This window comes from Arthrobacter glacialis, assembly GCF_002909445.1.
GTDB lineage: Bacteria > Actinomycetota > Actinomycetes > Actinomycetales > Micrococcaceae > Specibacter > Specibacter glacialis.
This window is the reverse complement of the sequence record NZ_PPXC01000001.1, coordinates 1-13,878: the sequence shown is the minus strand read 5'-3', so window position 1 is coordinate 13,878 and position 13,878 is coordinate 1. Positions and strand designations below refer to the sequence as shown.

11 protein-coding genes are annotated in these 13,878 nt (G+C 63.0%); 5 read left to right on the top strand and 6 right to left on the bottom strand.

Features of this window, described 5'->3' with window-relative positions:
• Positions 1-84: 84 nt before the first annotated feature.
• The 3 genes from CVS27_RS00055 to CVS27_RS00045 all read left to right on the top strand — a co-directional run bounded on the left by CVS27_RS00055 (position 85) and on the right by CVS27_RS00045 (position 6,619).
• On the top strand, positions 85-3,243 hold the full coding sequence (locus CVS27_RS00055; protein WP_103463711.1) for an alpha-mannosidase: 3,159 nt from the start codon (positions 85-87) through the stop codon (positions 3,241-3,243).
• Entirely contained in the window at positions 3,240-4,502 is a 1,263-nt protein-coding gene (locus CVS27_RS00050) for a glycoside hydrolase 5 family protein (RefSeq protein WP_103463710.1), read from the top strand. Before CVS27_RS00055 ends, CVS27_RS00050 begins: the two co-directional genes overlap by 4 nt.
• A 164-nt stretch (positions 4,503-4,666) precedes the next feature.
• On the top strand, positions 4,667-6,619 hold the full coding sequence (locus tag CVS27_RS00045) for an acyl-CoA dehydrogenase family protein (RefSeq protein ID WP_103463709.1): 1,953 nt from the start codon (positions 4,667-4,669) through the stop codon (positions 6,617-6,619).
• Positions 6,620-6,720: 101 nt separating this feature from the next.
• Here CVS27_RS00045 and CVS27_RS00040 read toward each other — a convergent pair whose 3' ends face one another.
• On the bottom strand, positions 6,721-7,146 hold the full coding sequence (locus CVS27_RS00040) for a universal stress protein (RefSeq protein ID WP_103463708.1): 426 nt from the start codon (positions 7,144-7,146) through the stop codon (positions 6,721-6,723).
• 157 nt (positions 7,147-7,303) lie between these two features.
• Complete coding sequence (locus CVS27_RS00035; protein ID WP_103463707.1) at positions 7,304-10,183, bottom strand: FAD-binding and (Fe-S)-binding domain-containing protein; 2,880 nt, start codon at positions 10,181-10,183, stop codon at positions 7,304-7,306.
• A gap of 177 nt (positions 10,184-10,360) precedes the next feature.
• Here CVS27_RS00035 and rraA point away from each other — a divergent pair, with 177 nt between their 5' ends.
• Entirely contained in the window at positions 10,361-10,834 is a 474-nt protein-coding gene (gene rraA, locus CVS27_RS00030) for a ribonuclease E activity regulator RraA (protein ID WP_103463706.1), read from the top strand.
• Positions 10,835-10,866: 32 nt separating this feature from the next.
• Here rraA and CVS27_RS00025 read toward each other — a convergent pair whose 3' ends face one another.
• From CVS27_RS00025 to CVS27_RS00015, 3 genes are all read right to left on the bottom strand, one after another.
• Positions 10,867-11,322, bottom strand: a complete 456-nt coding sequence (locus CVS27_RS00025; RefSeq protein ID WP_133162839.1) for a hypothetical protein — start codon at positions 11,320-11,322, stop codon at positions 10,867-10,869.
• 91 nt (positions 11,323-11,413) lie between these two features.
• The gene (locus CVS27_RS00020; protein WP_103463704.1) at positions 11,414-11,905 is read right to left on the bottom strand and encodes an acyl-CoA thioesterase; all 492 of its coding nucleotides are present in this window, start codon (positions 11,903-11,905) and stop codon (positions 11,414-11,416) included.
• Positions 11,906-12,493 carry a GNAT family N-acetyltransferase gene (locus CVS27_RS00015; protein WP_103463703.1) on the bottom strand — a complete coding sequence of 196 codons (588 nt, stop codon included), beginning with the start codon at positions 12,491-12,493 and terminating at the stop codon, positions 11,906-11,908.
• A gap of 205 nt (positions 12,494-12,698) precedes the next feature.
• On the opposite strand from CVS27_RS00015, the gene CVS27_RS00010 reads away from it, so the two are divergent.
• Positions 12,699-13,157: a hypothetical protein gene (locus tag CVS27_RS00010; RefSeq protein ID WP_133159014.1), complete on the top strand. Its 459-nt coding sequence runs from the start codon at positions 12,699-12,701 to the stop codon at positions 13,155-13,157.
• A 47-nt stretch (positions 13,158-13,204) separates the two neighbouring features.
• Here the strand turns inward: CVS27_RS00010 and CVS27_RS00005 are convergent, their stop codons facing one another.
• On the bottom strand, positions 13,205-13,705 hold the full coding sequence (locus CVS27_RS00005) for a DUF456 domain-containing protein (RefSeq protein WP_103463701.1): 501 nt from the start codon (positions 13,703-13,705) through the stop codon (positions 13,205-13,207).
• Positions 13,706-13,878: the final 173 nt, after the last annotated feature.

Sequence of the window (13,878 nt, the reverse complement as noted above, 5' to 3'; positions counted from 1 at the left end):
CAGCTTATGTGCGCCCGGAGAGACTCGCCACACTAGACTGTCATTTCAGCCGCTCTGCTGCCCGTTATTGGAAGGTATCCGCACATGCATGACAAACACGGCCTGATCCAAAACCGGCTCAAGCGAGTCCTCACCGAACGCATCCTCCCGGCCATCCATACCCCGGTCGCCCCCTTGGAGCTGACGGCGTGGCATGTGGAAGGTGGCCAGGGCGAACCAGTCGATCCCGCACTTGCCCTGCCCCACTCCGGCGTTTCCGGCGAAGTGGACTACCAGCCTTTCGCAGTGGGCCAGCAGTGGGGTCCGGCGTGGGGCACCAGCTGGATCCATGTCACCGGCACGGTGCCCCCGCAGGCGCGCGGCCACCAGGTGGAGCTTGTGGTGGATCTGGGCTTCAGCCAGTCCTGGCCAGGATTTCAGGCCGAAGGTTTGGCCTACCGCCCGGACGGCACCACCATCAAGGCGCTGAACCCGCTGAACACCTGGCTCCCGGTGTCATCGGCGGCGCAGGGCGGGGAACCCATTGACCTCTTCGTTGAGGCCGCCGCGAACCCCTTCGTCTTCACCGACAACCCCTTCATCCCCACTGCGCTGGGGGAAAAATTCACCGCCGGGAGCGCCCCGCGCTACACCATGGCCCGGGCGGACATCAACATTTTCAACTCCGAAGTGTGGGAGCTGGCACAAGACCTCGAGGTGCTGGACCAGCTGGCCACCGAGCTGGATCTGGGCAACCCGCGCCGCTGGGACATCTTGTATGCGCTGGAACGCGCGCTCGACGCCGTTTCCCTCTCAGACATACCCGGCACAGCTGCCGCGGCCCGCGCCCAGCTGGCCGAGGTCTTGGCCCAACCGGCCAATGCCAGCGCCCACCAGATCACGGCCATTGGGCACGCACACATTGACTCGGCGTGGCTGTGGCCTGTGCGTGAGACGGTGCGCAAAGTGGCCCGCACGGCCTCCAATGTGGTGAACCTGCTCTCCGAGTATCCCGAGCTGCAATTCGCCATGTCCTCCGCCCAGCAGTACGAATGGCTCAAGGAGCACCGGCCGGAGGTGTTCGCCAAGGTCAAAGACGCCGTGGCACAGGGACGCTTTATCCCGGTGGGCGGCATGTGGGTGGAATCGGACACCAACATGGTGGGTTCGGAGGCCATGGCCCGCCAGTTCAGCTACGGCCAGAGCTTCTTCCAAGAGAACTTCGGCATCGAGTGCCAGGAGGTGTGGCTGCCGGACTCCTTTGGCTACTCTGCAGCGCTGCCACAGATTGTGAAGCAGGCAGGCGCCCAGTGGTTCCTGACACAAAAGATTTCCTGGAACACCGTCAACAAGTTCCCACACCACACCTTTAACTGGGAGGGCATCGACGGCACCCGCGTGTTCACACATTTCCCGCCCGTCGACACGTACAACTCCCAGCTGTCCGGCGCTGAACTGGCGCACGCTGTGAACAACTTCCGAGACAAGGGCGCCGCGAAGAACTCCCTGGTCCCGTTTGGCTGGGGCGACGGCGGAGGCGGGCCCACGCGTGAAATGCTGGCTCGGGCGAGGCGCACCAAAAACCTGGAAGGCTCACCCCGGGTCACCATCGCTTCGCCGGCCGAGTTTTTCACCGCCGCGCAGGCCGAATACCCCAACGCGCCGGTATGGAAGGGCGAGCTGTACCTTGAGCTGCACCGCGGCACCTACACCTCCCAGGCCTTGACGAAACAGGGGAACCGCCGCAGCGAACACCTGCTGCGTGAGGCCGAGCTATGGAGCGCAACGGCGGCCATGCGCGGACTCATCGACTACCCGTACGAGGAGCTCGACCGGATCTGGAAGCTGGTGCTGCTGAACCAGTTCCACGACATACTGCCCGGCTCCTCCATCGCCTGGGTGCACCGCGAAGCTGCCGAAAGCTATGCCCGGATTGCCAGCGATCTCGAAGAGATCATCAGCCCGGCGCTGCTTGCGCTGGCGCCGTTTGTCGATCCCCAGCCGCTCCCCACCCTCGCAAGCTCGGCCGGGGACCCCTCGCGGCCGTGGCCCCGTGTCGAGACCTCGGAGCGGGATTTCGCGAACACCACGCTCTTCAACGCTTCCCCCTACCCGCGCGGCGGCGTTGCCCCACTCAGCGCAGGTGTCGCGGGGCAACCCACAACGAAGGTGGCGGTGGAGCGCGACGGGAGTGACGTCGTCGTACACAACGGGCTCATCACCGTCCGCTTCGGCGCGGACGGCGTCATCAGCTCGATCCTGGACGTGGCCGCAAACCGCGAATTGGTGCCGGCCGGGCAGGGCGCCAACCTGTTGCAGCTGCACACGGATTTCCCCAACATGTGGGACGCCTGGGACATTGACGAGTTTTACAAAAACACCGTCACGGACATTCGAGAACTGGATTCGATGGAGGTCACGATGCTGGGCAACCAGCCCGAGATCACCATCAAGCGCAGTTTTCGGAAGTCGCACATCAGCCAGCGTGTGCGCATCTCACCGGATTCCAAGGTCATCACGGTCTACACCGACGTCGATTGGCACGAGCAGGAGACACTGCTGAAGGCAGCCTTCCCGCTCGACGTGCACGCCGACCACGCCCGCTTCGAGACGCAGTACGGGCACATTCAGCGCGCCACGCATGAGAACACCTCGTGGGACAACGCCCGTTTTGAGGTGTGCGCACACCGCTGGGTCCATGTGGGCGAGCCCGGTTTTGGCGCGGCCGTCATCAACGATTCCACCTACGGGCACGACGTTTCCCGCCACCCCGGGCGCAACGGGTCCAGTTTCACCACGGTGCGGCTTTCATTGCTGCGTGGGCCGCGTTTCCCCGATCCGGAGACTGACCAGGGCCAGCATTCCTTTAGTTACGGGCTCGTGGTGGGCGCCGAGGTACAGGACGCTGTGGCTGCCGGCTATGCGCTGAACCTGCCGTGGCGCGGTGTTCCAGCCGATGGCGCCGCCGTCGAGCCCCTCGTCAGCACGGACTCGCAGGCAGCCCTGATTGAGGCCGTGAAGCTGGCAGATGACCGCAGTGGCGATGTGATTGTGCGCCTGTACGAGCCGCTTGGCGCCCGGGCGTCGGTGACGCTGAGCGCATCCTTCCCCGTGGCTGCCGTGGCGGAAAACAACCTCCTTGAACGGCCGTACGACGCCGGTTCACTCACGGTTTCCGCGGCGGACGACGGCACATCCACGATTCACCTGGCCTTGCGTCCCTTCCAAATCCTGACTCTGCGTTTGCGGAAAGGCAATAAATGAACCTCCCCTCCCCCGCTGCGGGCCGCCCGAATCCCTTGCGATGGGGCGTGAACTACACTCCCAGTGAGGGCTGGTTCCACTCCTGGCAGGACTTTGACGTGGACGCGGTGCGGGCTGACTTTGAGTCGATTGCCGCCCTGGGTCTGGACCACGTGCGCATCTTCCCGCTGTGGCCACTGCTCCAGCCCAACCGCGCCCTGATCCGGCCCGCCGGCATTGCCGATGTGGGCCGGGTGGTAGACGCCGCCGGCGAGTTCGGCCTTGACGTCTCGGTGGACGGTTTGCAGGGGCACCTCTCCAGCTTTGACTTCCTGCCGGCCTGGGTGACCAGCTGGCACCGCCGCAACATTTACACGGACCCGGAAGTGGTTGAGGCGGAGGCTGCGCTCATCACAGCCCTGGCCGCCGAGGTCACTTCCCGTCCCAACGTGCTGGGCATTACTGTGGGCAATGAGACCAACCAGTTCGCGGTGGAACGGCACCCGGACCAGCAGGTCACCTCCCCGGATGAAATGCGGGAATGGTTCAACACCCTGCTTGCTGCGGCCCGCAAGGCCTGGCCCACGGGCATGCACCAGCACAGTTTTGATGACAACGCCTGGTTTGTGGACAGCTGCCCCGTCACGCCGGCGCACGCAGCAACCCTGGGCGATGCCACCACGGTGCACTCCTGGGTCTTCGTGGCCGTGGCGCACCTCTTCCCGCAGGGCCACCCGGCCCGGACACTGTTTGCCGACTACCTGATCCAGCTGGCGGATGCTTACTCCAACGACCCCGCCCGGCCCATCTGGCTGCAGGAAATTGGCGCCCCATACCCTGCCGTTCCGTTCGACGGCGCGGCCGACTTCCTCGAGCAGAGCCTGCGTCCCGTGCTGGACACGCCGAATCTCTGGGGCGTCACCTGGTGGTGCTCGCACGATGTCAGCCGCAAGCTGGCGGACTTCCCGGAACTGGAATACACCCTGGGTCTGCTGGATTCGGACCGCCGCCCCAAGCCAGCCGGGCTGCGCCTGGCCGAACTGATCGCCGCCGAGAAGGCCAATCCCACTCCGGTCCGCCAACGCAGCACGGCCCAGTCCTTTGATCCGGGCAACGAAGCAACGGGCGTTGGCCGCTCGGTGGCCGATCCCTCCGGAGAGTTGTTCAAAGCCTGGCTGGAACTGGCTGCGGCCGGGCAGAAGCCTGCCTTGGTCCGTTCTTCCAAGACGTCCGACGCCGGATACCTCGCCGCCCGCGGCATCACCGACGTGCGCAACTAGTATTTGACCGATTCAAAAAAGCCCCGGCCCACGCCGGGGCTTTTTTGCACCTCCGCTGACCTCTAGCCGCCGAGTGTACCGGGGAGTAGGCTCGCATCAATCGATGCGATGTACCGGATCCACAAGCCTGCAGTGTTCACGCCGCTGGCGGAAATGAGGAAGCCATGAGCGCTGATGTTGATGCTGGCGGAGTGCGTGTCACCGCCGAGGATGCCAGAAACGCTGCGGAAGCGGCCCGGGAAACTGCGTGGGAACGCCCCAGTTTTGCCAAGGGCCTGTATCTTGGCGCCCTTAACGTTGATCTCATCCATCCCCACCCGCTCCCCTTGGCCGAGGATACCGAGCGCGGGGAGGCATTCTTGGAAAAGGTAACGGCCTACGCCAAGACCATCGACGGTGCGCGGATTGAACGGGAGGCAAAAATTCCCGACGAGTACCTGGCCGGCTTGGCAGAACTGGGTGTATTCGGCATGAAAATCCCGATTGAGTATGGCGGGCTTGGTCTGAACCTGACGTACTACGGCAGGGCGCTGGCCATCTTGGGCAGCGTCCACCCGGCGTTTGGCGCCCTCGTATCCGCCCATCAATCCATCGGCGTGCCGGAGCCCGTGAAAGTATTTGGCACAGCTGAGCAAAAACAAAAGTACCTGCCCCGCTGTGCCGCCGGGGCTGTCACGGCGTTTCTGCTCACTGAGCCGGATGTGGGTTCCGATCCGGCCCGCATGGGCGCTCTTGCCGTTCCGTCGGAGGACGGCAGCGAGTACCTGCTGGACGGCGTGAAACTCTGGACCACCAACGGTGTCATTGCCGAGCTTGTGGTGGTCATGGCGCTGGTCCCCTCTCGCGGGCTTGACGCGGCAGGGCGTAAGACCGGCGGCATCACGGCCTTTGTGGTTGAGGCCGACTCCCCCGGCATCACTGTTGAAAACCGCAATGCGTTCATGGGTTTGCGCGGCATTGAAAATGGTGTGACCCGCTTCCATCAGGTGCGGGTCCCGGCCGAGAATCGTTTGGGCCGTGAGGGCCAAGGCCTGAAGATCGCCCTGACAACTTTGAACACGGGGCGCCTGTCCATTCCGGCGATGGCGGCCGGCGCGGCGAAGTGGTCCCTGAAGATCGCCAGGGAATGGTCCGGTGCCCGCATTCAGTGGGGAATGCCCGTGGGGCAGCACGAGGCCGTTGGCAAGAAGCTGGCTTTCATGGCCGCCACTGCCTTCGCCCTGGAGGCCGTCTTTGAACTGTCGGCGGCATTGGCCGACGCCGGTATGAAGGACGTGCGCATCGAAGCCGCCTTGGCGAAGCTCTGGTCCTCCGAGTTTTCCTACAAGTGCGCCGATGAGCTGGTCCAGATTCGCGGCGGGCGCGGTTATGAGACGGCGGCGTCCCTTGAGGCCCGCGGCGAACGCGCGGTGCCTGCCGAACAATTGTTGCGGGATCTGCGGATCAACAGGATCTTTGAGGGCTCCACGGAGATCATGCACCTGCTCATTGCCCGAGAGGCGGTTGATGCGCATCTGGCTGCGGCCGGCGATTTGGCGTCCACCACGGCAACGCTGGCGGAAAAAGGGAAGGCGGCCATGGGTGCCAGCGGTTTCTATGCCAAGTGGCTGCCGCAGCTGGTGGTGGGCAAGGGGATGGATCCGCGCTCCTACAACGACTTTGGCCTACTCGCCAAGCATGTGCGCTTTGTGGAGCGGGAGTCCAGGAGGCTGGCACGGCAAACCTTTTATGCCATGGGCCGCTGGCAGGGAAAGCTTGAGTACAAGCAGGCGTTCCTGGGGCGGATAGTTGATATTGGGGCGGAGCTTTTCGCCATTTCAGCCTGCTGTTCACGTGCGGAGATGCTCCGGCTCAAGGACCCCCATCAGGGCCGCTCGGCAGCAACACTGGCCGACGCCTTCGCTTGGCAGTCGCGGCTGCGTGTGGAGGCGTTGTTCAGCGAGCTTTGGCACAACACGGACGACTCGGACAAGTCCCTGAGCGAGGAACTGCTTGCCGGGCAGTTCACCTGGCTGGAAGAGGGCGTCCTTGACCCCTCGGAAGGCACTGGCCCGTGGATTGCCAGCGCGGACCCCGGTCCGTCCACCCACGAGAACCAGCACCGCAAATATCGCTGACACATGAGCCGGCGGTACCGGAACATCCTGTTCGTCCGGTGCACAGAAAGCACAAAACCCCCGCAGCGGTGAACGCTGCGGGGGTTTTGAAAAGAAGAGTTTTAGCCGTCGGTCTTGACGATGTAGACGTCGCACGGGGCGTTGTGTGACACGGCGTTGGCTACGGAGCCAAGAACGCGGGCCAGGCCCTGCATGCGGACGTTACCCACAACAATCAGTTCGGCGTTGAGCTTGGTGGCCTCTTCGAGCAGAACATCTGCCGGCTTGCCCAGGGCCGAGGAGTACTCAGTCTTGACGCCGGAGATCTTCAGTTCTTCAGCAACACGCTGAGCAACACGCTCGGCCTCATCGGCGGTGGACAGGAACCACTCGTCGTTGCCAATGGCTACCTTTTCGGTCTTGTCTTCGCCGAATGCGGTAACAACGCGCAGGGTGCGGCCGGTGGCCTTGGCCAGTTCAGCGGCTACGCGGGCAGCCTTCATGGACGTTGAGTTGCCGTCTACGCCGACAATGATGATTCCAGCCATTTTTCATCCTTATGTTTAGTCTCCACAGCACCGGCACTTTGCGCGCCGGCGCCAATCTTGAACCCTACTTTAGCCACAAAAGCTTTCATTTAGGCCGGAACGTGGGCGAACTTACCCGCCTATTACTTGAAAACGTGGCAAATGACGCCCGATCGCCCTATTTCCGCCCCGCGTGCACAGCCACGGCGTCTGCCAAGATCTCCACCACGTGGCGGTAGTTCTCGCCCGTGGCACGGCTCATCCCCAGCTCGCACGTCCTATTGCAAGAGGCATGCGCGGTTGCGTCCATCGCCACAACATCGGCGGCCTGCGCCGCCGTGGCGGACGCCGTCAGCTCCGGATGCAGCATTCCGCGGTCCCCGGCAAAACCGCAACAGCCCCAGCCATCCGGGACCTGGACCGACTCAGCCACAGCCCCCGCCACCTGCGTTAGCGCCGCATTCAAGCCCAACCGTACGGAGGAACACGTGGGGTGCAGGGCCAATGAGTCCAGCCGGGCCCACCCCTCACCCAACAGCGGCAGCAGCCGTTCGGCGGTAAACGCCACAGCATCAACCACCCGCAGCGGCTTCTGCCCGGGAGCCAACACCTCGCTTTCAAGGGTGTGCAGCAGCCCCTCGGTACAACTGGAAGCATCACAAATGATCTCCAATTCCCCGTCCCGTGTGGCCGCACGCAGCAGCTTCAACGTCCGCTGGTGCATGCCCGTCAGACCCGCGGCCATGCCCTTGGACGACCACGGCGTACCGCAGCACGCACTGTCAATTCCCTCGGGAACCAGCAGCTCAACTCCGGCGGCGGCACACAGCTGCTCAAAACTTGCTTGCACACCGGCCGTTCCCGCCTCAGCAGGCCCAAACATGACGTTGACGCAGGCGGGGAAATACACGGCCGCCGCTCCCCCTGCTGGCGCGGGCCGGCGTCGCGCCTTCCCTCCGGCGGGCAGTTCGGCCGAATACAGCGGCAGCGTGTCCTCACCCAGCACCTTGCGCCCCAACTTGTTCACGGGGAGCACGACGGCGGCTGGCACCTTCGCGGCCACGCCCAGTGCCAGCCCGGCTCCCTGGGTGACGGAGCCCCAATGCTTGGCGGCGGCGCCCCAGACCGCGTTTTCCACGGTACCGGCAGCCTCCGTCCGCAAATGCTTGACCAGTGTGCCGGTGTTGATGTCCACGGGGCAGGCTGTTTGGCACATGCCATCCACCGCGCAGGTATCCACGCCGGCGTAGTCGTAGTCCGCGGCTAGGGCGTCGGCGAGCGCCACGTCCCCGTCGCGCCGGGCCGCGGCCATGTCGCGTAGCGTGACAATGCGCTGGCGCGGGGTCAAGGTGAGGTTCTTGCTGGGACATACGGGTTCGCAGTAGCCGCAGGAAACGCAGCGATCCACCTCGGGATCCACCTCCGGCGGCGCCATTTTTATGTGGCGCAAGTGTGCTTTCACGTCGTCGTCGAGGATGACGCCAGGATTGAGCATCCCCGCAGGGTCACAAAGTGCCTTGATCCGGCGCATCACCTCATACAGTTCATCCCCATACTGCCGGCGCACAAACGGGGCCATGACCCGGCCCGTGCCGTGTTCTGCCTTGAGCGAGCCACCCTCAGCCAGCACCACATCCACCATGTCTTCGGTGAACGCCTCGTAGCGGTCAAGCTCATCCTGGCTGGCGAACCTATCCGTCAGCATGAAGTGAATGTTGCCGTCCTTGGCGTGCCCAAAGATGACCGAATTCTCATACCTGTATTTGGTAAACAAGGTGTTCAGTTCCAGGCAGGTGCGGGCCAGTGCGGGAACGGGGACCACCACATCCTCCAGCAGTGCCGTAGTGCCCGGCGGCCGGGCCCCCGCCACGGAGGTGTACAGGCCCTTGCGCAGATGCCAGAGTTCGGCCCGGACAGTCGAGTCGGAACTGAACTCAGCGGGGCTCTGCAGCCCCAGCGTGCCCGCCAGGACTACCGCAGCAGCGTTAAGGTCAGCCAGCTCGGCCGCATTGCCGCTTTGGTATTCCACCAATAGCGCCGCGTGGTTGTGCACCTTCAAATCCCGTACGACGCCGGGCACCTGACTGAGCCCCTGGCCCACCCGCAGTGCAAGTGCGTCCATGAGTTCCACGGTGGCGGCGCCACTGTCCACCAACGCAGGCAATGCCGTATTGGCGGCTTGGAGGTCTTTGAAAACCAGCAGACCCGAGGTGGCATGGGCCAGCCGGGGCACTGTCCTAAAGACTGCCTCGGCCACGAATCCCAAAGTGCCTTCGCTGCCCACCAGAAGGTGCGCCAAAATGTCCACGGGATCCTCAAAATCAAGCAAGGAGTTCAGTCCGTAGCCCATGGTGTTCTTCATGGCGAATTGGCGTTCAATGGCGGCTCGGGAAGCCGGGTTGTTGCGGACCCTCTCAGCAAGCTCGCCAAGACCGGCAAACAGTTCAGGCTCCAGCGAGCGCAGCCGGGCCGAGGCATCCGGGGCTGCCGTGTCAATGACGGTGCCGCTGGGCAGTACAAGAGTCAGCGACTCCAGTGTTCTGTAAGCGTTGTCGGTGGTCCCGCAGGCCATGCCCGAGGAGTTATTGGCGACAACCCCGCCGATGGTGCAGGCAGCCTCGCTGGCCGGGTCCGGCCCAAACTTGCGTCCGTACCGCAACAGCCGGGCATTGAGATCACGCACGGTCACGCCAGGTTGCACCCTGACGCGGGCACCGCCGTCGAGCACGTCAATGGCGCGGAAGTTCTTGCGCACATCCACCAGCAGACCGCCGCTGACGGCCTGGCCACTGAGGCTGGTGCCACCGGAACGCAGCGTCAGCGGCAGCCCACGAGCGGCACTGACCACCATCAGCTTCGCCACTTCGGCGGCGTTTTCCGGGACCGCAACGGCTTGGGGAATCAAGAGGAAATGGGAGGCGTCGTGGGCGTTGGCGTGGCGGTCAAGTGCCCTGGTTCGGGTCTGCTCCGGGGCGCGCATGGCGCCCGTGATGTCTTGGAGCAACTGCCCAGACAAGGCCCGCGTGTCCCCCACAGTTTGACCGGTCCGCTCCGACATATGTGCCCCTTAGTCCTCAAAAGTTGGTTCGTGCAGCTGCGCTGTGCGCCGGTGTGGCGGCACGTTCATGACCAGTCTTATGGGCGCTCCTGTGTGACGCAACATCGGCAGGCTCTCGCTTTGGGAGTGTTCGGCGCTTTATGCTGAGCGAATACTAACATCGACGTTGGGAGCCCCATGACTATCTCCACAGCAGATCTCTATGACGAACGAGGGCCGGAGTTGGCCTCCGTGTCAGTGCAATTTCGGGATTTTGGTGCTGTCACCACTTTTAGCGGCCCGGCACGAACCATCCGGTGCTCTGCGGACAACGCACTCATAAAGACCCTGTTGGCAACCCCCGGTCGGGGCGCCGTCCTGGTGGTCGACGGCGGCGGCTCCTTGGAGAATGCCCTCATGGGGGACATGATTGCCCAGTCAGCTGTGGACCATGGCTGGTCCGGGGTGATCATTTACGGTGCCATCCGTGACAGCGAAGCGATCCGGACCCTCCCCTTGGGAGTGAAAGCGTTAGGGACGAACCCTGCCAAGAGCGCCAAGGACGGCGTTGGACGCCAAGATGTCCCCGTGCACCTGGGCCGAGTGACCATCACGCCGGGCGACATGGTTTACGCCGATCCCGACGGAATACTTGTCACGCAGGCTTCCTGAGGGACGTTAAGTCTGCCGCGGGCACCTGGTATTCAGGCACCGTCCCCCTCCGCTGCCATCTCGAGCACCACATCAGCCTCATCACGCAGTTCCGTGCCGTCTTGGGCAACTGCAGTGGCAGCCATGGCGCTGATGAGCGGGCCTCCGCTGGCAACATCCCGGTGGGTCACCTTGTAGTGGCTTTCCCACTTCACGTAGCTGTTGGCGGCCAGGGCGCCCACCGTCAGTTCATCGAGGGAGGGCAGCTTTATGTAGCGCAGTTGTGTCATGTCAGCGTTACTCAGGGACATGGGCACCAAGCGCCCGCGCGCAAGCGGCTCCGTACCTTCGTTGATGACGTAGCTGGTGAAGGTGACCAATCGTCCCGGGCCGGCCGCGGTGCACCGTGTTGTGTGCAGCAGCGTCAGCCCTCTGCGCGGCATGTCTGCGTGCTGCAGCACAACACTTGCGCGAAGCGTCTGTTGCTCCATATTATTCTTCGGCTCCATGCAATCGCTCCCTGTAGATTTCACGCCTACTTTAAAGGAGTGCAAAGCGAAGCGATTCTGACGCGGTTTCCAAATAATCCTTGCACAAGTCCTAGGAGCGAAAATTCTTGGGCCCCAGAAGTGGCTGCAGCTGGGCCTTCTTCGCCGCGGAAATCCGCACCAGCCTGCCATTGGATTCGTCAAGAAAAGCCAGGACGGTTTCAGCAACAACACACTTGGCTTGCGTGATGGGATCGAAAATCGCATAGGCCACAGTGAAACTGGCGCCCTTGATGGAGCTGATCCACACATCCACCACGGCAGGAATGTTGCGATAGTTCAGCGGCGTCAGGTACTTGACCCTATGTTCCACCACCAAAGCCTGGGTGTTCCTCGGCAGATCCGCAAACACGGGACGGGCAACGGCAACGCCGGGAAGGCCCGTGCCGGCGGGTGGGCCAAAGGCATGCACCCGCGCTTCCTCCAGGATTCGCAGAACTTCCACGTTGTTGATGTGCCCATAGGCGTCCATGTCTCCCCAGCGCATGGGCACAGCCAGCGTAAGCCGGCTGTCGCCGTCGAACGTCTCCTGGAAATCCGCCATCTATCGCACCGGCCATTCTCGGTTCAGGATGGCGTAGTGGCGCAGCGTGACCCACTCGCCCTTGCACCAATCGGCTTCCACAAATGTGGCCTCCTGACGCATCCCCAACCTAGTCATCAACGCGGCTGATTTTTCATTTCGGTGATCGCAGATGCCTTCCACCCGGTGCCAGCCAAAGTGGCCGAAAGCGATCTCCAGTGCGGCTGTGCAGGCAGCAAAGGCAATGCCAAGGCCTTGCACCGCGGGGCTGAAAACAAAACCAATCTCGCCCCGGAGCGGATTTGCTGCGTCCCACTTCAGCAGAACTTCCCCGACTGCCTCATTGGTGGGTCCATGCTCCACAGCCAAGTCCAGCCACTGGCCGGGGGTTTGCAGCTCTTTTTGGGTCACCATTGCGGCCAATGTCAGTTCGGTGTCGGCCACGGTTTGCGGCGGGTGCGGCAGGTAGCGGGCCACCTGCGCCAAGGACCTGTACTCGTTGACTGCCAGCACATCCGCCATGGTGACCGGACGCAGGCGCACGCCCTGGGCCTGGTAGGGGTAGGGCGGCTGCACCGGGGCCGGGACAGTGTGAGCAACTGAAGACATGTTCAGATCCTAGTGGGGAATTCACATTGCCACGCCCGATCACGTGGCCTCACCCGCCCCGCATGGGCCAAAGACTCAACGCGCCAGGATCCACAGCCTCGCCACAATCCGCCAGCGCGGGCCCTGGCTCAGGCCCTGACCGAAGCCCGGGATTGTCTGGGCACTTTCGCGGGAAACAGTCAGGGTCCTTGGATACCATGAGCCCATGCCTGTTGTTTCAAATACTCGACGCCGCGTGGAACTTGTTCTGGTTCCACTCGTGGCTGCCTTTTGCATGGCCTTGATTATTGGTGCCATAGTGCTTGATCGCGATGGCCGCCCCTGTTCCTCACCCAATTGGGACAACCACTTGACACTTACCTTGAGCGATTCCTCCAGGGCCGCAAGTGTCACGGCATGTTCGGGCAACGAATGTGTCCCCATGGCTCCCACGTTCGCCAAAAGCGCTAAGGGAAACACACAATTGCTGGCCCACCAAAAGGACGGATCGTGGCTGCTCAATGTAGGAGCGCAGCCGCCCACTGCCATGAGTTTCAAGGTCTTCGATCAGGCCGGAAATGTTCTGGCCGCGAAGTCGACGGATTTAAATTGGACGCGAGTCTCAGGCAATGAACGCTGCGGCGGCCGCATGGCTGACATCAAAGTGGGCCTGGCTGTTCCTTAAGCGGCCAACCGCCGACTTGCGAGCGGCTCAGTACTAGCGGCTCAGTATTAGCGGTTCAGGAAGTGAATCAGCACACCGGCGGCCCAGGTGCCGGCTGCCAACGAGGCAAAGCCAAACTCCACCAAGATGCCCAGCCCCGTGGCCTTGAGAGCAGCAACAGAGGAAGTTACGGCCGGGCGAAACTCCTTCTGGCGGGCAAATTCTGACAGGAACAAGCCCACGGCGAATCCCACCAGCAAACCCACCACCGGGATCACAAAGAACCCCACTACTCCCAGCACCAAGCCTATGACCACAGATCTCCCGGGAATGGCGCGCTGCTTCATGACCCGCCCCGTCAGCACGGCGCTGGAAACCATGCCCGCCGCAACAAATAGCACAGCAATGCTAAAAACTATCCAGCCCAGCGGGGAGCCCAGCACCAACGCCCATACCAGCAAGCTCACGCCGATCAGCAAGCTTCCGGGGAGAACTGGCACAATGACCCCCGTGGCGCCCACGGCAATGGCCAGGCCGCAAACAATTGTCCAAATGATCTGTGCATCCATCCTGCAATAGTGTCACCCATTCGTGCCGCCGGGCACCATGGACAACAAGATCGGTAGAATATTTGTTCGTGAGACTATTGCATTGTGGTAACGGTGGGCGTATTCTGAGGGTATGAGTATTCCGGTGATTGTCCCCGGAGATCGGGGCGGTGAGGCCACGCAGGATGTGGCCC